This window comes from Loktanella sp. R86503 (genome assembly GCF_042466455.1).
In the GTDB taxonomy this organism is placed as follows: Bacteria; Pseudomonadota; Alphaproteobacteria; order Rhodobacterales; family Rhodobacteraceae; genus Loktanella.
Genome location: NZ_JAXHCI010000002.1, coordinates 1,790,508 through 1,809,624, shown reverse-complemented (window position 1 = coordinate 1,809,624; position 19,117 = coordinate 1,790,508). Strand labels below are relative to the sequence as shown.

The following is a 19,117-nucleotide window of genomic DNA, read 5'->3' as shown; positions in this document are numbered from 1 at the left end:
AAGGGCTTTGCCATGCATATCAAATCCGATCTGGCCGATACCGTCGGTAACACGCCCCTGATCAAGCTGCGCGCCGCGTCAGAGCTGACGGGCTGCACCATTCTGGGCAAGGCTGAATTCATGAACCCCGGTCAGTCCGTCAAGGACCGCGCCGCGCTTTACATCATCAAGGACGCTGTCGCCAAAGGCTTACTGAAGCCCGGTGGCACAATCGTCGAAGGCACCGCCGGCAATACGGGCATCGGCCTTGCGCTGGTCGGCGCGTCGATGGGTTTCAAGACGGTAATCGTCATTCCCGAAACCCAGTCCGAGGAAAAGAAGGACATGCTGCGCCTTGCGGGTGCGGAACTGGTGCAAGTGCCTGCCGCGCCTTACAAAAACCCCAACAACTACGTCCGCTATTCCGGCCGTCTGGCCGAAGAGCTGGCGAAAACAACCCCCGGCGGCGTGATCTGGGCGAACCAGTTCGACAATACCGCGAACCGGCAGGCCCATATCGAAACCACCGGACCAGAGATTTGGGACCAAACCGGCGGCAAGGTGGACGGGTTCATCTGCGCGGTCGGCTCTGGCGGCACGCTTGCGGGGGTTGGCATGGCGCTGCAGCCCAAGGGCGTAAAAATCGGTCTGGCCGACCCGGACGGTGCCGCGCTGTACAACTTTTACGAGCATGGCGAAATGAAATCGTCGGGCGACAGCATCACCGAAGGCATCGGTCAGGGCCGGATCACGGCCAACCTTGAAGGCTTCACGCCCGATATGAACTACAACATTCCCGACGCAGAAGCCCTGCCGATCGTCTTTGACCTTTTGCAGCACGAAGGGCTGTGCCTTGGCGGATCATCCGGGATCAACGTGGCCGGTGCGATCCGCATGGCGCGGGATCTGGGGCCGGGTCATACCATCGTGACCATTCTGTGCGACTATGGCACGCGCTATCAGTCCAAGTTGTGGAACCCCGAGTTCCTGCGGTCCAAAGGGCTGCCGGTGCCGTCGTGGCTGACCACCGGGCCGCAGTCCATTCCCGGCGTATTTCAGGACGCATGACCCTGCGCCCGGGTTTAGCGATCGCGCTGGCGGTTTTGATGGCCGGGCAGGGTGCCACCGCGCAGGTGGCCCTTGACGGTTTGGTTACACCGCCGGCGGATGCGGACACCGCCGCCGACCAAGGCAGCGCAGAAGCCGCTGCAGAGGAGGTGGCTGATCCGCAGGCGCTGGACGCCGCCCAGCAGGCGCTGGCCGATGCGGTCCCCGATCTGGAGGATTGGAATTCCCGCGTTGCTGCCGCAGAGGCCCTGCTTAATACGGGCACGGCGTCGACGCTGGCGCTGACGCGCACGCGCGAAACCCTCTTCGGCTGGCGAGAGCGCTTTCAGGCGCTGGGGTCGCTGAATGCAGGGCGCATTGCAACGTTACAGTCGCAGATCAACGCTCTGGGCACGCCCCCCGAAAGCGGCGAGGAACAGCCAGCCATTGCGGAACGTCGCCTTGTTCTGAACCGGCAGCTGGATGACATCAGCGCCCCTGCCGTGCTGGCCCGCGAAGCCTATGCGCGGGCGAACGGCCTGATTTCCGAAGTCGACAGCCAGCTTGGCGCGCGTGAAACTGCCCGTCTGACCGCGCGGGGTGCTTCGCCGCTCAACCCCGCTAACTGGCCCGATGCGCTGCAAAGCGCGCAGGCGGCGTTGAACACGGTCATTGCCTCGGCCAAGGCGCGGATTGCAACGCGCTTTTCGACTGAGGCATTCCTGCCGGGTGTGCCGCTGACCTTGATGTATCTGGCCGTGGCCATCGTGCTGCTGGCCCGGTCGCGGGCCTGGGTGTCGGTGTTGCAAGGGCGGGTCGAACGCAGCCACGCGCGGGGGCGGGCGGTCTGGTCATTTCTTTTGTCGCTGTGGCAGATCGTATTGCCGACGCTGGGGCTTGCGGCGCTGATCCTTGGGTTGCGCCAGCTTGGCGTGCTGGCGCGGTCTGGCGATACCTTGTCGCAGGCCATTTTTGGTGCCGGGTTTATCGTGATCGTGGCGCGCTGGCTGAACGGCCAGTTGTTTCCGCAGGGCGATCACGGTGGTCCGCTGGGCTATCCCGCTGACGTGCGGGGCAAGATCCGCAGTAGCGGTGTCGCGCTTGGCATCGGGCTTGCGGCAATTGTCATTGTCGCGGCGCTAATGTCGAATGCCGGTGCCTCTGACGCTTCGACCGGGGTGATGACGCTGCCGTTGCAGATTTTGCTGGCGGCGGTCCTGTTCCGGCTGGGCTATTTGCTGCGCCATGCGCCGATGGACCGGCTTGGCAAGTCTGCATCCAACGGGCGAATTCGTGTTTCTGTCGGTCTGATCTGCATCATCGTGGCCATCGTGTCGCCCGTGCTGGCGGCGGCAGGCTTTGCCGCGGCATCGGCGTCGTTGTTTGCGCCGTCGGTCATGACGCTGGCGATCTTTGGCGTGATCATCGTGCTGCAAAAGCTGGTCTATGACATCTACGCCCCGTCCAGTGAAACCGAAGACGCGGGGCCGCTTATGCCCGTCGTCATCGGCTTTGCCCTGTTCATGCTGGCGGTACCGGTGCTGGCGCTGGTCTGGGGTGCCAGCGTGACCGATCTGGCAGAGGTCGTGGCCCAGTTCCGCGCCGGTTTCGAGATCGGAGAGACGACGATTTCTCCCGGCGATTTCATGACCTTTGTGCTGATATTTGGCGGCGGCTATTTGCTAACGCAATTCGTCAAGCGACAGCTGAAAACTTCTGTGTTGCCGCGCACGAAAATGGACTTGGGCGGCCAAAACGCGGTGGCGGCGGGTGTCGGCTATATCGGCATCTTTCTGGCAGCGCTGATCGCCATCACGACGGCGGGCATTGATCTGTCCAGCCTTGCGATCGTCGCCGGTGCCCTGTCGGTCGGTATCGGTTTCGGCTTGCAGACCATCGTGCAGAACTTCGTGTCCGGTATCATCCTGCTGATCGAACGCCCCATCGGCGAAGGCGACATGATCGAGGTGAACGGCAACGTCGGTTTCGTGCGCAATATCTCGGTCCGCTCGACCCGGATCGAAACCTTCGACCGCACCGATGTTATTATCCCCAACGCCGATCTGGTCAGCGGGCAGGTGACAAACTGGACGCGCGGCAACCTTGTCGGCCGCCTAATCCTGCCGATTGGCGTGGCTTATGGCTCTGACGTGGAAAAGGTCCGCGCGATCCTGCTGGAAATCGCAGAAGAGCATCCGATGGTCATCGCCGATCCCGCGCCGCAGGCGCTGTTTGCCGCCTTCGGGACCAGCAGTCTGGACTTTGAACTGCGGATGATCCTGCGGGATGTGAACTGGAAAGTGGTCACCACCGACGAGATCCTGCGCCAGATCAACGCGCGTTTCGTGGCAGAAGGCATCGAGGTGCCCTTTGCCCAGACTGATATCTGGCTGCGCAATCCCGAAAAGCTGCATCCGGCAACGCCAAAGCCACCGAACACCCCTGCCGAGGTGCCCACGGACGGGCCCAGCACCCGGCGCGAGGCCCGCAGTATGATGGACGCCAGCGATTTGCATGACACGGACAGCGACGCAGACGGGGACGCAGATCCGGATGGGGATACCTGATGACTGATGCGTTGTTTCTAAGCGATTCCTACCTGCGCGAAGCGACATCCCGCGTAACCCGGCATACGCTGGAAGGCGGTATCGTGCTGGATGCGTCGATTTTCTATGCGACCTCCGGCGGGCAACCGGGGGATGCGGGACGGCTGGTCTGGGACGGCGGCGGCATTGACATCGGCACCACGGTCAAAGGGCAGGGCAGGGACATCGTCCTTGTCCCGGCAGAGCCCGCGCGCCTGCCCGATATCGGCACCTTTGTGAAGCAATCCCTGATCTGGGACCGGCGGCACCGGATGATGCGCGTGCATACGGCGCTGCATCTGTTGTCTATCGTCATCCCGCGCCCTGTCACCGGCGGACAGATCGCCGCCGACAAGGGAAGGCTTGATTTCGATATGGAACATGCGCCCGAAGACAAGGATGCCATCACCGCCGCGCTGAACGATCTGATTGCCCGCGATCTGCCCGTCACCGCCGAATGGATGCCCGAGGCGGTGTTGGACCGACAGCCCGCGCTGGTCAAGACGATGACCGTCAAGCCGCCCCGCGGTCAGGGCCCCATCCGCCTGATCCGGATCGGAGAGGGTGATGAAACGGTTGATCTGCAACCCTGCGGCGGCACCCATGTTGGCTGGACCGGCGAAATTGGCCGCGTGCGGATCGGCAAGATCGAAAAGAAAGGCCGGCAGAATCGGCGCGTCTATCTGCATCTGGAGGATGCGTGATATTTGCATTCCTCTGCGGCGGAGCGGCCGTGCTTTGTGCCGCGCTCTTCGCGTTGTTTCTGATCGCGCCGGGGGCTTATATGCGCCTTTATGGCGTAACGGCTGATGCCAGCGCCATCTTTATCGGTCGCCGCGCATCGCCGCTGTTTCTGGGGCTTGCCGTGTTCTTTTGGCTGATGCGGGATGCAGGACCCGGGCCGCTGCAGGAAGGTACCGCGCTGGCGGCCGCTGCGACTTTTGCGGGCATCGCTGCGACGGGGATCTGGTCCTATGCCGCAGGTTCCGCCAGTTTTGCGATATTGGTCGCCGCAGGGCTGGAACTTGCGATTGCCGCGGCCTTCGTGCTGGCGCCTTAAGGCTTGTCCAGCTGCTCTTCGCTATCGGGCAGGCCTTCGCGCGACAGTAGGATCGCGATGGGGCGCAGGGCAGGCACATGGCTGCACACGACCAGCATCATCACCATGATCGGCACCGACAGGAACATGCCGGGAATGCCCCAGACCGCACCCCAGAATGCCAGACTGACCAGAATGCCAAAGGACGACAGGCGCAAGGCGCGCCCCATCAGCATCGGATCGATCACTGACCCGTTCATGAACTGGATGCCCCCCGCAATGACAAAGATCACCACGGTCAGGGTCGGGTCCCCGAACTGCACATAGGCCGCCAGCGCCACCAGCCCGGTCGCAATGATAGATCCGACATTGGGAATGAAGTTCAGCACGAATGTCATCACCCCCAGCGGCATCGCGATTTCCATCCCGAAAGCGCGTGCCAGCACATAGGTCATCGCGCCGGTCACAAGGCTGATGCCGGTCTTGACCAGAAGGTAATAGTTAACCCTGTGAATAATGGATGAAATGATGCGCTCGATCCGCCGGGCCTGGGCGGGATTGCCGGTAAAGGCGACCAGCTTTGTCTGGAACCAGACCCGTTCCGCAAACAGGAAACCCACGAACAGGATGACCAGCACAGAAGCCTGCGTCAGGCTTGTCGCGCCGCCAGCCGCGCCGCGCAGATAGCCCGACAGCTCGATCGAGCGCATGGAGTTCAGCACCGCCGCCTCTGTGTCGTCACCGGCCCAGGCGAAAAGGGCGGCAATCGCCTCTGGCGCGCGTTCGGCATAGGCGAGGGTGATCTGCAGCACGGTGTTAACCTGCGCCACGACGATCGACGTCATGGTCAACAGCGCCGCGCCAATCAACAAAAGTGCCACAATCGACGCCAGCCAGTTCGGCACCCGCAAACGCCCGATGCGCTGGCGGCCGATAAAGCTGATCACATCCGCCGTCAGTGAAAACAGGATGATCGCCACCGCCAGGCTGATCAGGATGAACTGCGCCTGCACCAGCAGGAACAGCACGACCGCAAAGGCAATGATCACCAGCGCGGCAGTCTGCACGCGGGCCAGCTCGAACCGCTGGGCGTTGGTATCATCAGGGGGCGGGACGTGCTTCATGGGGACTTAACTCTATACATGTCCTATGTTTATGCGCAGCCCTTGCACAGGTTTCAATGCATCGGTGCGAATTTTCCGTTTCTGCCTCTTGCACCCCCGCGCACCCTTGGCTAAAGACGCCCCCAGTGGACAGGTGGCCGAGTGGTCGAAGGCGCACGCCTGGAAAGTGTGTAGGCGGGGAACCGTCTCCAGGGTTCGAATCCCTGTCTGTCCGCCACCCATTTCCTAATAATCGACAATGACAGTCCGTTGAGTGGAGTTTGTGATTGGCTAAGAGCCCTGTTGCATCATCGGCTTTTTAAAACCTTGCGGCCTGCACCGATAGGCAATGCGCAATTGACGTCCTTTGGTACACACCGGGGATGTTGGAAATCGCGCTCGTGGGCAAACTGTGCCAATCTTGCATGTCTCAATTCTGTCGCGAAATGGTGCATTGGATATTGGCGTGAATTTGCCTATGGTTCGCGCGACGAAAAAGCGCTGCCTTTCATCTGCCAAGGAATTCTTCATGCTGACCAGACGCCATTTCATACAGACGACCGGAGCGCTGTTTTCACTTCCGATCGCCGGTCCTGCTTTTGCTGCCCCGACATCGCAGCAGTCACAATGGTCCGCCTGGGATGCGCAGGTTACGCCTGCTAATTACAACCCGGCAACGACGAATATCTGGGGATTTCATAACCGGTTTCTGCCGCAATTGGTGCAGGCGAATGACGGCCTGAAGGCAGGCGATATCCACGTGGATGCGGTCGCGCGCTACCTTTATCACATCCAGCCGGACGGTATGGCGATGCGCTACGGCGTGGCGATCGCGAAGGGCAATCTGTACGAGCCGGGCTCTTACTCCATCAAGCGTAAATCGAAGTGGCCAACCTGGACACCGACTCCTGCGATGATCGAACGCGACCCGGACGCTTACGAGCAGCACAAGGACGGTATGGACGGCGGCCCCAACAATCCGCTGGGGTCGCGGGCGCTTTATCTGTATACGGGGAACCGGGATACGTATCTGCGCATCCACGGCACCCCGTCACCCCGGTCCATCGGCAGCCGCGCCAGCTCTGGCTGTGTGCGCATGGTCATGGCGCACATCATCGGACTTTACGATCAGGTGGCGACAGGGTCGACGGCCGTGCTGTATCCGACCGAAAACACTGTCACCGCCCAAAGTTAAGCTGCGGTTTCCGGTTCTGCCGGGGCTTCGGCCTCGGCGGGCTTTGGCGCGCAGATATGGCGCCCCTGACGGGTCAGCAGGGGCAATTCGGTGGTTTCGACCGGACCGACATAGCTGAACCAGAAACAGTTATCGTCATCGCGCACGCGTGCCGTGGCCAGATTCTGGTTCGGTGCTGCCATCGCCACCAATTGATCCTGAATCTGCTGCTCTGGGCTGGGAAGTGCCGGCGCTGCGGGCGCGGGCGGCACGGGAGCTGCACAGGCGCTCAGTAGCAGTAATCCGGCTAGCGCCGCGGCAGTGAATTTCATCGTATCCTCTTTCGTGTTTGGTCCGTTGAATATGTGGCGGGCTGCAACGCAGGGCCTTTGCATGCGCTGTGTATAGGGCGGCGGATCGTCGGCGGCTACCGCCAGATCGGACCCCGGACCGTATTTACGCGGCTCTGCAGCGGTTTGGCACCTTTTATTAACAAGTTTGGGTCAAGCGTGAAGGCGCAAGGGTTGCAACGTCGCCGATTGCGCCGCGATTGACCGCGGCCCGATGCCTGTTGCCTGCCTTGGGTTTGAATGACGCGAAAAAAGGCCAGGCTGCATGCGGTTGAACTTTAAAATCCTGTTCGGACTGACCAGTATTCTGGCAATTTGGGCCGCCACATTGGGCCAGTCCTATCGCACGATGAAGCAACTTGAATCCGAATACAGCCGCGCTGTCGGTGAAACGCTGCCGATTATCCTCTCGCTCGAGGAATTGCGCTTTGCCACGCTGCGCATTGTATCGTCCACCAGTGAAAATGCCATGATCATGGCCTTGCAGCGGAACCTTGCACTGGCCAGTGACGGCAATGAGGCACTGGTGCCTGACGCACATGAAATCCACGAAACGGCGACGGGAGTTGCCGATTTTGAACAGAACTTCGAAACCTACAGTAATCAGATTGATCTGTATGAAGCGGGGAATGGCGATATTCGCGATTCAATTGGCAGCCTGGGATCGCAACTCGCGGATATCAGCCGGCGGATTGAAACGGGGTTGGACGCCGGTATGCCCAGCATCGAAATACTGGAACTTAAGGAAATGATGGAGGAGACGGAGGCCGATATCCTGTCGCTGATGGTCGAACAGATTACGCAGGAACGGCAGGCGCTGCGTCAGCGACAGGGCAATTTGCGGCAGGGTATCGATGATGCAATCAGCAATCTGATCGTAAGCGCCATACTTGCTGTCCTCGGGATTACCGCGCTGATCGTTTTGTCGGCCGTGCGCATTATCAAGCCGATTGAACGGCTGACCGCAGCAGCCGTGCGCATTGCCAATGGTGAACTTGCGCCATTACCGCGGGTGACGCAGCAAGATGAAATAGGGACCTTGTCGAACGCGTTCAGCGATATGTCCTCTCATCTTCAGGATATGATCCGCCGGCACGAGGCCGCCACGGAAAAAGCGCTGGCAAGCGAGCAGCGTTTTCGCGATGTCGCAGAAGCATCGTCAGACTGGATTTGGGAAATTGGTCGCGACTATTGTATTACCTTTATGTCGGACCGTTTCTACGATGTTACGGGTCTGCCTGCTGCGGCGGTCCTTGGGCAACCGATTTCTGATTTTCTGACCCCAGATCAAAGGGGGACCAGCGATGGTTTCGAAGGTTTGAATTTGGACGGCGTCAAAGCCTTGCGCGACATGCGCTGTCATTACAGCGATGTTGGCGATCAGGCCCGCATATGCCGTTTGTCCGGCAAACCGCTGTTCGACAAAACGGGTGCCTTTATGGGCTATCGCGGAACAGCCCGCGACATCACGTCCGAAGTCGAGGCGCAAAATATCGCAGAGCATCTGGCGCTGCATGACGCGCTGACCGGACTGCCGAACCGCATTTTCATGGCTGAAAGGCTGGACCAAAACCTTGCAAAGATTCAGCGTCATGGTGGCGCTGTCAGTGTTATTTGCCTTGATCTTGATCACTTCAAGGAAGTGAACGACACGCTCGGCCATGCCGCAGGCGATGCGCTGCTGAAATACGTAACAAAGCGACTGGAAAGCACCCTGCGCGTCACTGATACGCTGGCGCGGCTTGGCGGGGATGAATTCGTGATTGTTCAGTCCGATGCCATCCAGCCAGGCGGGGCAGAGGTGCTTTGCCGGCGGATCCTGCAGGTCATATCGGAACCATTCGAAGTAGAGGGCCAAAGCCTTTATATCGGGGCCAGCCTTGGCGTTTCACTGGCCCCGATCGACAGTCTGGACCCCGAACAGCTGCTGAAGAATGCCGATGTGGCCATGTACCGCGCGAAAAAGGATGGGCGTAACAATTTCCGCTTTTTCGAGGCGGGGATGGATGCCGAACTGCAGGAACGCAAAGCGATGGAACGGGACTTGCGCCTGGCTATCCAGAAAAACGAGCTGGAAATGTATTATCAACCCTTGATTGGTACACAAGGCCAACAAATACAGGGGGTAGAGGCGCTGGTGCGGTGGAACCGGCCCGGGTTCGGGATGGTGCCGCCCGGTGACTTTATCCCGCTGGCCGAAGAGTCCGGGCTTATCATTCCGCTGGGTGAATGGATCCTGCGAACATCCTGTTTGCAGGCTGCCGAATGGCCTGATCTGTTTGTCGCCGTCAATCTGTCGCCAACCCAGTTCAAGCAGCAGGATCTGATCGGATCGGTCAAGCAGGTTCTGGACGACACCGGCCTTGCCCCCGACCGGTTGGAGCTGGAAATTACCGAAGGCGTTCTGTTGGAACAGACGGCCTATTCGCTGATGACATTGCGCGGCTTGCAAGACCTTGGCGTTCGGATCGCCATGGACGACTTCGGCACCGGCTATTCAAGCCTTAGCTATCTGCAGATGTTCGCCTTTGACAAGATCAAGCTAGACCAGAGTTTTGTGCAAGAGCTGGGCAAAAGCTCTGGTGCTACGTCGATTGTCCGGACCGTGCTGGATCTGGGGCGATCGCTGGGTATGGTCACTACAGCCGAAGGCGTCGAAACCGCGGACCAACGCGACTATCTGACCCAGCAAGGCTGCAATCAGATGCAGGGCTACTATTTCAGCAAACCTGTGCCAGCAGCGGAAATCAACGCATTGCTGGAAAGCTCTTTGTCGGACAGGGCGACAAAACTGGCAGCAGTATCACTGTAGATAGCCCGGATTGGCCAAGTGTTTTGTTGATGTTTCAACGGGGAATGCAAATTGGTAAGTTCAGTATCCGTGGTATCGAAACCGACTGCGGCATTAGGCGGTGCGTCGCTAATTCAATCATCCGGTGGATAATCATGGTGCAGGCCAGCCTCTTGCATGGCGGTGACAATTGCCATGGCACCGCCCGCAGGTGTCGCGGGCAATCTTCCGGTCTGCACAAGTAGAGAGATGAGCCCTGCCGCCTGCGCCGCCGCTGCCGACGTACCACCGAACAGGGTATACAGTGATGCAATATCCACGCCGTCGTCATAATCGGGCACGTCGCGCTGTGCCGATGCGGCAAAGCCATAGGCACCGCGTACGTCCAGACTCAACGGGGCCCAAGGGGTGTAGCCTGACATCAACCCTTTCGTATCCCGCCCGCCGATATTGTAATCGCTTCCGTCAAAGCTGCCGATGTCGATCCTTTGATCGTCGCGGTTCAGTACCTCTGCATCATCGCTTGGCATATGCAGCAGGGCAGCCGGTTCCGGCGTGCCGCTGGAATAGGACGCGCGTTGCCCGGCGCGCGTGACGGCTGCAACAACAACCGCCTGGTCCACAAGGCCCGCGACGGTGGCGGGATAGGCCAGCGTGTGGCGCTGGCCTTCGTTTCCGGCCGCCAGAATCAGATAGCGGCGCTTGGCGATGGCCAGCAGCAGCGCCTCTATCAGAGTCTGGTCCTGCATCAGGGCCGGCAGGCTGGCTTGATCGTCGTGGACCAGCGTTTCGGGGCGGCTGCTGTCGTGGTGTTCAATGCGGGTCAGGCGCCGCGGGCTGGGGGGCAAGCTGGCACGGGTTGCCACATCGGGCAGGCCGCGCGGCATCAAAATGACCTGCGCCCCGCCCAGATAGGCGGCCAGAAGGGCTGCAATGACGGGTCTGATTTCGTGGCTATAGGGGGTGGCGTAGGATGCAATCGTGCAAAACGGATTGACGCCAAAATAGGGCAGCGCGCTAAAAAAGGTATGGGAGTGGCCCCGTGGCGGCCGCCCGCCAACCAGTCCGGCGCAGGCGGTGCCATGCGCGCCGAAATAGCTCGCCGGATCGGGCAGGTCGATCTGTGCAAAACCGCCTGCCATCTGTCCGGCGATGGCCGTCAGCGCGGCGTTGTGATCAGCGCCAAGGTCGAGCGCTGCGATTTTGCCGGCGATATCGCCAAAGTCGGGCACCACCGCTGGGCGAGCCGCCGGTTGCACGCCAATCGCGTCCGCAAACGCCTGCGCTGCAGCGGTGGGATTGTCCGCCCCCTGAACCGCATCGTGCAGCTGTTCCAGCTGACCAAGGTTGATGCCGTGGCCTGCAACATGCGCGGCAAGGTCCGCCAAGGCATCGGTAACCAGCGCCTTCAGATCGCCCTGCGATGTGGCAAGGGCCTGCCGCAGATCGGCGACGCCTTTGCCCGCATCGCGGTAAACTGCGCCGGTTCCGGTGGGGCCGAAATCGATCTGGGGCCCGCTTAAAGCATCGCGCAGGTTTGGGTGCAGGGGATCAAGGCCGCTGTCGATGATGGCAACCGTGACGGGATCCGCATCCTGCGCTGCATCCCAAAGCGGCGAAGCCCAGCCGCCTGTCGTCCGGGTTATCAGGCCAAGATGTTCCAGATGCCATAAATAAAAGATGTCGCGTTCAGCCATGCGTTAGGTGCCCCATTCGGCCAGCGCGTCGCGCATCAGGCGGCGGCAGGCATAGATCAGATAGGGCGCAAACATGCGCGCCAGCTCTCGGCCAGCCATGCTGTCAGAGGCATAGTGGATGCCGGCCATTTCCCGGTTTTCGGCCACCCGCTGCGCCACATGGAACAATTCGACCGTGGCGGGAAGTTCGGGCATCAGGCGCGTCATCACCTCTGCGACGGAAAACATTTGGAAGCTATGATTGGACGGATAGCTTTCGTGGGCGGGGTTGCCCAGAAACGGGCGCAGGAACGTGGCCACCTGATTGGGCCGCGGGCGTGCGAACTTGCGTTTGTACACATAGCCAACCCGTTCTGTCATATTCAGCACGGTTTCGATCAGTGCCGCCGTGGCGGGGGCATTGGACGGATCGGTTATGCCAAGGGGGTGCAAAATCTCTGCGTAGCGGGCAGAGGAGACCTGATCGACAATTTCCGCCTGCCGCAGCGGATCGCCGTTCAGCGCCGCTTCTTTTTGTAGCAGGTCCAGCACTTCTTTTTGCGTATGCGCGGGGCCGGGCGGCAAAGGCAGCGGCAGGCTTTCCCATGGCAGCGCGCCGGGACGGTCAAAAGGCAAGCGCGACAAGGTCAGCTCGCGCAGCTCTTCCCAGATCGCGTTGCCAAGCGCTGTGCCGCCGTCTGTATCCATGCCCGGTGCCTGCACAAAGGTGGTCGTGCGGCTGCGCGATCTGGACCGCGACCGCGACCGAGAGCGGCTGCGCGAGCGAGATAGCGCGGCCCCGTTGCTGATCCGGATCGCCGCCGCTTGCGACCGCAGGGCAGGGGTCGTCGCACTGGCGTCTTGCGAAATGCCAGCCAATGGCGGGGACGCAGGTTGTTCCGCCGCATCGCCCATGAACAGATCACCCTTTGCGGTCAGGCGAAATTCGGGAATATTATAAATCATGTCAAAGCCTTAATCCTTGGATGCCGTCTCGCACCTTTCGAAAGACGTCGGGGTTCGGAAACAGGGTGTCCGGCAGATCCTTCATCATCTCGTGAGTGTCGGTGCCGGTCTGACGTTCCAGCACATCCAGCGCGGCGCGGCCTTCGACCTTGCGGCCAGACAGGGAATAGGCGGCGGCCAGCGTGCGCAAGGTTGGCTCGTACTGGAATCCGATGCCGGGCGGGTGCTGGGCCAGTGCGCGCTTGCCACTGCGGATGGCGGCATCGTATTGCCCCAGCATTAACTGGCTGGCGGATTGTACGGTTGTAAAGGCGTATTGCATGGGGTTCCATCGCCCCAGCTTACCGGCGAGCTGCGCATGGGCGCCGGCCTCGTCATAGCGACCGGCGTAGAAATGCGCGAGGCTGACCGTATCGGCCAGCATGGCATTCTGCCCGACCAATCCGCGCACCGGGCTTAACAGTTCTTGGGCGCGGTCCCGGTCTTTAAGCACGAAGCCATAGACATGTGCCACCAGCGCGCGGGTCAGTGGGTTGTGGCTGTCCAACTCTATCGCGTGGGCGGAATAATGCAGCGCGGTATCGCGCAGATCATCCAGCTGCGCCCCGCAGCGTTTTTCCAGCTGATAGGCGGTCAAATAGGCGCGCCAGGCATAAAGTGATGGCACCGCGGTGCCGTCCATCGCGTCATTCAGGGCGACCTCTGCTGCAGCGATGTTTTCGGGCGTCAATCTGGAAATCAGCCGGATTGCGTTCAGGGCAGCCAGCGCAGGCGCTTTGCACGGTGCAAAGGGTGACTTGCGGTTGGCCTGCCAGACCGCATCGCACAGCTGCTCTATCGCCTGCGCGATCAACATATAGATGCCAGAGGCGTCGCGGATCGGCAGGGACATGGTTTCAAGCCAGCTCCAGACCGGGGTGCCCTGATCAAGGCGCGTTGCGGCCAAGGATAACATGATATCGGGACCTGCCGCAAAGGCGTGAGCCGTCAGGCGCAGGTCAGGAGGGGCAGTCCGGCAGGCGGCTGTGTTTGGCGTGAGGGGCGCAAAAAAGCCGGTCTGGTCCAGCCCGCGCCGCAGGCCGTCCTGCACCATGACGATCAGGCCGCTGATGGCGGCATGATCCCGTCCGCCTGCCGCGCTGCTGTCTGTCGAAGGCGCTGCAACTTCAATTGTGAACTGCCGCGGTGTGTTGCGCCATGCCGTATCGATCTGCCGCAGAGTGCCCTTGCCGGGGCAGGCGTCGCCTAGCGCCCGGCGCTGCTGTTCTATCCAGGCTGCAAAGGCCTGCGCACCAGCATCAAAACCTTCAAGGAATTGCGGCGCACCGGCGGGCGGGTCCCGCAGGGCATCGACGGCCAGGTGGGCCAGCGCCAGATGCACGGCCCCGCCCTTTGTCCGCAGCGGGCCGGGCGCGGTAGCGCCAAAGGCACGGCGAATATCGCTCAGCGCCTGCTTGAGGCTGTCACGCGCTTGCCGCGGCGCCCGGTCCGGCCAAAGCAATTGTTCCAGCGCGCAGCGTTCGATCCGGCGGCCACCATTCATCGCCAGATACGCCAGTAGCGCCCGCGATTTGCGCAGGCGCGGTGTAATGTCTTTCCCTGATGGTGCATGCAATGCGATTGCACCAAAAAGCGTCAAGTGAAACGTTGCATCGGGCAAGTTTTGCCTTTCCGAACAAGTCTTTCGCTGTCGGGAACCTCAAACTCTGCAAGCTGGATACGGGCTGACCTTACGTCAGTTTTCCTGCCGTGAACAGCCAGCTTTGCGGATTCACGCTTATTTCACGCCTTATTCACTCACAAAACGGCGGCCGCCGGATCTAGCCTTTGAAGGGCAGGTGCATGTCAGACACCGCGCCATCCCTTTTAAAAGGAGATTTCACATGGCCATTATTCTTCAGTCTCATGGTGGTCCGGACCGCAAGACCCACCCTCGTGCCCGCAGCGATGTGCGCATCGAAGCCTTGCTGCCTGCCGATGGGGATATCGGCGTCGACGAGGCGGCGGATTTCGGCTTTCTGCTGCCGCCGGGGGATTATCCGGACAACGACCTTGCCCCCGGCACAATCGATAGTCTGGACCGGCTTGGCGATCTGATGGTGCCTGAACGCGGCGTTGATACACCCGACGGTAAAATGCCGCCGGTGATGACCTATTGGGGGCAGTTTCTGGATCACGAACTGACGGCGCGGACCGACCGCGAATCCGAACTGTCCAGCATTGAAAATCCCGCCCCGGTCCGCACCGGCGCAGAGATCGAACGCCTGCTTAAAAACGCACGCACACCGCGATTCGATCTGGACAGCGTTTATGGCGGTGTGCCCGTCGGGGTGTTTGCCTCTGATGATCTGCAGAGGCATGCAGCAATCGTCAGTAGCGGTATGCGGCACCCTGTCCACCCGGCCAAGATGCGCGTCGGATCGGCCGTCCCGCAGGGCAATCTGCCAGACGGGCTGGACCGACACCGCGATCTGCCGCGCTTTCATCAGGTCGAACAGCGGGTCCGTGATGCGATGCTGGCCATCGCCCGGGCGCAGATGGACGATGCCAGCTTTGCCAGCTTTGAAGCAGGCCTGCCAAAGCGCGCGTTGATTGGCGACATGCGCAATGACGAAAACATTATCGTGGCGCAATTTCACCTAAGCGTACTGCGCTTTCACAACAAGGTCGTTGATTACCTGACCGAAAACGACACCGGCTGGATTGCCGATTTCGCTGCCGCCAAGACACTGACCACCTTGCATTACCAATGGTTGGCCGTCGAAGGTTTCCTGAAAACCATGTGCGATCCGGGGGTCGTGGATGGCATCCTGGCCAACCGCGCGCGTCACTTTTTCGAATTTCGCGCCGCCTATGCCGCACGCAACGGCACGCGCACCCTAGGCAATGCAATCCCAATCGAATTTTCCGTTGCCGCCTACCGCTTTGGTCATTCCATGGTGCGGCGGGCCTATGACTACAACAATACCTTTGGCCGTCCGCTTGCAGAGGCGCCCTTCGATCAGATCTTTGCCTTTACCGGTGGCGGCGGGCTTGGTGCGGGGTTTGGCCTGACCAACAACGCCATTCCGCAAAACTGGATCATCGACTGGTCCCGCTTTGTAACCGCCGACAGCTCTTTTGCGGATGGGGGCAACCAGCGCGTCACCCGCGCTGTAGATACAAGTCTGGCCCCGCCTTTAGGCGATATGGTCAACGAGGGCGGCGCCCATCCGGCAGGGTCGGAATTGCAAAAGGTGTTCCGCCATCTGGCCCGGCGCAATCTGCGGCGGGGCCTTAGCCTGCGGCTGCCGACAGGGCAGGCCTTGCATGCGCACCTGAAATCCGCGGGTGCCGTTGCGACCGATCCGATCACCGACGTGTCCGCGATGATCCGCAGCAACGATCCGTTGGTCGCTTTCCTGCGCAATGACGGCGCACGCCTAAATGCGGCAACGCCGCTGTGGTTCTATTGTCTGGCCGAAGCCGAAGGCACGCCGGGCGATCGCCTGGGTCCGTTGGGCAGCTGGATCGTCGCCAGTACCTTTATCGGCGTTCTGCTCGATGACCCGGACTCGGCCCTGTCGCGCGACTTTTCGCCTGCGCAAAGTCCGTTGCGCATGCCCGACGGCACCCCGGTCGACAGCATCGAGAAATGGATGAAATTCGCAAACGTTCTGGCGTGATGCGGGCAGGAGGACAAGCAAAGGACTTTGGCAATGCAGTATTCGGACACGGAAATCGAAACCTTTCTGCGCAGCGGGGAAAAAGAGCCCGAGTTGCGCCGCGCATTCGGAGATGCCCTATACGAAGAGCTGACCCGCCTTGCGCAGGCCATTGGCCAACACGCGTCACCTGCGCTGGAACGCACAAAGCGCAAGGTTTTCATCTTGCCCGGCATCATGGGATCGCGGCTGAGTGTCATTAATCACGGCCTGCCGGATCTGGTGTGGATCGACCCCTTCGACATGATCGGCGGCGGACTGCGCAAGTTGTGGCCAGCCGCTGCGGATACGGTCATCGCCGCGACGGGGACCGTGCTGGCGCCCTATCTGCGGCTGCGGTTGCGTCTGACCCTTGCGGGATATGACGCGGCTTTTTTGCCCTATGACTGGCGGCTGTCGCCCGCCGCGACAGGGGCTGTATTGCTGGGCCAGATGCAGGACCGGGGCTACCGCGATGTTGCGCTGGTCGGCCATTCCATGGGCGGTCTGGTGGCCCGCGCCATGGCAGGCGGCGATCCGGATGGGGCGGTGGTGTCACAGGTGATTTCCGCCGGCACGCCGAACCACGGCTCTTACGCCCCGCTAGAGGTGCTGTCGCTGTCGCACGGATCGTTGCGGGCCATCGCCAGTGTCGATCTGGGCAGCACGGCCCACGATATCGCATCGGATGTGCTGCGCCATATGCCGGGTCTGCTGGAAATGCTGCCCGACCCCGCAAAGCGTGCGGATGCGGATTATTTTGCGCCGTCCGGCTGGCCACGCCGGGCGGTGCGACCGCTGAAGGCCGCGCTTGGCGCGGCGCGGGCAGGGGCGGGCAGTTTGGCCCCGCCCGATGACCGCTTTACCCAGATTGTCGGCTGGTCCGAAGATACCATCGTCGGCGCAAGTGTTGGGGATGACGGCTTTGTCTTTGACATGAGACGTGACGGCGACGGGACCGTGCCGCGTGATCTGGCGGAAACCGATGGTACGGCGCGTTACTATACGCGCGGGGCGCATGGTAGCCTGTGCAACCGCGGCGACGTCATTGCCGCGGTGATTGATTTGATCGGCACAGGCCAGACCGCGCAGCTGCCGCAAAGCCGGCCTCTTGTTGGCGCGGAAAGCCTGACCAGCCACCGTATAACTGCCGAACATCTGGCCGCGCTGCGGGTGAACGATGTGCCGCACCCCCCCCTGCGTGAAACGGATTTTGCAGGCGCTTTTCTATCGCCGGGTTATGAAACCGACGACATCACCGATTGGGCCGCAAAGGATGGCGGCTTGCCCCGCGCCGCCCCGATCGGCACGGGTCCCGCCCCGGGCCCGTGCTACAATTATCCCCTTAGCGTGATCCGCGCAGCCCGGACCCGTTGGGACGGCTCAAAAGAGGAGCGGGACAGGGTCGCGACGCAAATGGCAGATGCCAGACCGCTGGAAACCGAAAGCGCGCCGCGCCTTGTGGCCTATACCGAACGGCTCCTGACGCAGCTCAAAGCCTCGCCGCGGCGCCCTGATCCGGATATCGTTGCGGGTCTTGAAACGGCGGTGCGCACCGCCGCGCAGGCCAGTTCCCACGCCGTCCCGCTGCCGGCGGCAGAGCGTTCCTTTTTGGAACGCATCATCGGAGAGGCGGAGGATTTTCTAAGCGTGATGTTCGTGAAACGCGCCGTGGTCGCGGCGGCATCGGTCGGGCGCATCGTCACAAAGGATAGCCACCGCGGCTTTGGCACCGGATTTCTGATCGCGCCGGGCATTCTGATGACAAACCAGCATGTTCTGCAGACCATGCGGGACGCGCAGGCCGCATCGGTTCAATTTATGTTCGAGCTGGAGGTGGATAGCCGCGAGGCACCGGGTCACATCTTTGAACTGGAACCGGACCGGCTTTTCTATGCCGATGCGGCGCTGGATATGGCCATTGTCGCAGTTGCGCCAACGGCGCTGGATGGTGCCTTGCTAAGCGATTGCGGCCAGTTGCCGCTGATCGGGGCAGAGGGCAAGATCCGCAAGGGGCAGCCTGTCAATATCGTCCAGCATCCCCTTGGAGGGCGCAAGCAGGTGGTTTTTCGTGAAAGCCTGCTAAGCGCATTGCCGCAGGATGACGACCATGTGGCCCATTACACCGGTGACACACAGCCCGGATCTTCTGGATCGCCGGTCTTTAGCGACCGGTGGGAAGTGATCGCCTTGCATCATTCAGGCGTGCCTGCGGTAAACAGCAACGGGCAAATTATGACGATGGACGAAACGGTCTGGGATGAACGGGCCGACCCGGGCGGGCGCACAATCAAATGGGTCGCTAACGAAGGGATTCGCATCTCGCGCATTATCCGGCACCTGAAAACCCTGCCTGCCGCGCTAGAGGCACAGGGCGCGCCGGGTGCGGATCTGGTGCGCGACATCCTGCGCATATCAGACGAGGCGACCGCCAACGGGGCCTTTATCCACACACCGCCCAAACCGCGCCCAAATGGGTCGCCCCGCGGCGAAGAGGCTGCGCCCGCTGTTCGCCTTTACGGCTCTGATGCCGCTGGCCTCGCCCCGCTGGCCGGCGCTGGAACAGCCATCATACCGCTTCACCTGACCATCGGCATCAGCCTGGCCCCGCTTGGACCCAGTGCTGTGCCGCCCTGATGTATCATTTCAATGATGAACGATGTGCTAACCGCTCCGCATAAAGGCCTGGCACGTCGCCGCACAGCCGATCAACGGGCGCTTTTG

At 61.2% G+C, this 19,117-nt stretch carries 13 protein-coding genes and 1 tRNA gene; 9 read left to right on the top strand and 5 right to left on the bottom strand.

The window, feature by feature from the left end:
- Positions 1-12 precede the first annotated feature (12 nt).
- The 4 genes from SJY10_RS09930 to SJY10_RS09915 are packed head-to-tail and all read left to right on the top strand — an operon-like array spanning position 13 to position 4,671.
- The gene (locus SJY10_RS09930) at positions 13-1,047 is read left to right on the top strand and encodes a cysteine synthase A (RefSeq protein ID WP_386682073.1); all 1,035 of its coding nucleotides are present in this window, start codon (positions 13-15) and stop codon (positions 1,045-1,047) included.
- Positions 1,044-3,593, top strand: coding sequence for a DUF3772 domain-containing protein (locus tag SJY10_RS09925; RefSeq protein WP_386682071.1), 2,550 nt, complete (start codon positions 1,044-1,046; stop codon positions 3,591-3,593). Before SJY10_RS09930 ends, SJY10_RS09925 begins: the two co-directional genes overlap by 4 nt.
- Entirely contained in the window at positions 3,593-4,315 is a 723-nt protein-coding gene (locus SJY10_RS09920; protein WP_386682069.1) for an alanyl-tRNA editing protein, read from the top strand. Before SJY10_RS09925 ends, SJY10_RS09920 begins: the two co-directional genes overlap by 1 nt.
- Positions 4,312-4,671: a hypothetical protein gene (locus SJY10_RS09915; protein ID WP_386682067.1), complete on the top strand. Its 360-nt coding sequence runs from the start codon at positions 4,312-4,314 to the stop codon at positions 4,669-4,671. Before SJY10_RS09920 ends, SJY10_RS09915 begins: the two co-directional genes overlap by 4 nt.
- Here the strand turns inward: SJY10_RS09915 and SJY10_RS09910 are convergent.
- Complete coding sequence (locus tag SJY10_RS09910; RefSeq protein ID WP_386682065.1) at positions 4,668-5,774, bottom strand: AI-2E family transporter; 1,107 nt, start codon at positions 5,772-5,774, stop codon at positions 4,668-4,670. The genes SJY10_RS09915 and SJY10_RS09910 overlap by 4 nt on opposite strands.
- Positions 5,775-5,901: 127 nt before the next feature.
- On the opposite strand from SJY10_RS09910, the gene SJY10_RS09905 reads away from it, so the two are divergent.
- A tRNA-Ser gene (locus SJY10_RS09905) sits at positions 5,902-5,991 on the top strand.
- Positions 5,992-6,282: 291 nt separating this feature from the next.
- Positions 6,283-6,948, top strand: a complete 666-nt coding sequence (locus SJY10_RS09900; protein WP_386682063.1) for a L,D-transpeptidase — start codon at positions 6,283-6,285, stop codon at positions 6,946-6,948.
- Here SJY10_RS09900 and SJY10_RS09895 read toward each other — a convergent pair.
- Positions 6,945-7,259 carry a hypothetical protein gene (locus SJY10_RS09895; protein ID WP_386682061.1) on the bottom strand — a complete coding sequence of 105 codons (315 nt, stop codon included), beginning with the start codon at positions 7,257-7,259 and terminating at the stop codon, positions 6,945-6,947. The two genes, SJY10_RS09900 and SJY10_RS09895, sit on opposite strands and share 4 nt — an antisense overlap.
- A 283-nt stretch (positions 7,260-7,542) precedes the next feature.
- Between SJY10_RS09895 and SJY10_RS09890 the strand changes: the two genes are divergently transcribed.
- Positions 7,543-10,089 carry an EAL domain-containing protein gene (locus SJY10_RS09890; RefSeq protein ID WP_386682059.1) on the top strand — a complete coding sequence of 849 codons (2,547 nt, stop codon included), beginning with the start codon at positions 7,543-7,545 and terminating at the stop codon, positions 10,087-10,089.
- Between the two features lie 113 nt (positions 10,090-10,202).
- Here the strand turns inward: SJY10_RS09890 and SJY10_RS09885 are convergent, their stop codons facing one another.
- From SJY10_RS09885 to SJY10_RS09875, 3 genes are read right to left on the bottom strand one after another with little or no spacing between them, the layout of a single operon-like run.
- Positions 10,203-11,765: a S8 family serine peptidase gene (locus SJY10_RS09885; protein WP_386682057.1), complete on the bottom strand. Its 1,563-nt coding sequence runs from the start codon at positions 11,763-11,765 to the stop codon at positions 10,203-10,205.
- Positions 11,766-11,768: 3 nt separating this feature from the next.
- Positions 11,769-12,710 carry a phosphatase PAP2 family protein gene (locus tag SJY10_RS09880; protein ID WP_386682055.1) on the bottom strand — a complete coding sequence of 314 codons (942 nt, stop codon included), beginning with the start codon at positions 12,708-12,710 and terminating at the stop codon, positions 11,769-11,771.
- Position 12,711: 1 nt separating this feature from the next.
- Positions 12,712-14,370, bottom strand: a complete 1,659-nt coding sequence (locus SJY10_RS09875; protein WP_386682053.1) for a hypothetical protein — start codon at positions 14,368-14,370, stop codon at positions 12,712-12,714.
- Positions 14,371-14,593: 223 nt separating this feature from the next.
- On the opposite strand from SJY10_RS09875, the gene SJY10_RS09870 reads away from it, so the two are divergent.
- Together SJY10_RS09870 and SJY10_RS09865 are read left to right on the top strand one after the other, a co-directional pair.
- Positions 14,594-16,375 (top strand): heme peroxidase family protein, encoded by a 1,782-nt coding sequence (locus tag SJY10_RS09870; protein WP_386682051.1) that lies wholly within the window; start codon positions 14,594-14,596, stop codon positions 16,373-16,375.
- Positions 16,376-16,408: 33 nt separating this feature from the next.
- The gene (locus SJY10_RS09865; protein WP_386682049.1) at positions 16,409-19,030 is read left to right on the top strand and encodes a trypsin-like peptidase domain-containing protein; all 2,622 of its coding nucleotides are present in this window, start codon (positions 16,409-16,411) and stop codon (positions 19,028-19,030) included.
- The last annotated feature ends 87 nt before the right edge of the window (positions 19,031-19,117 follow it).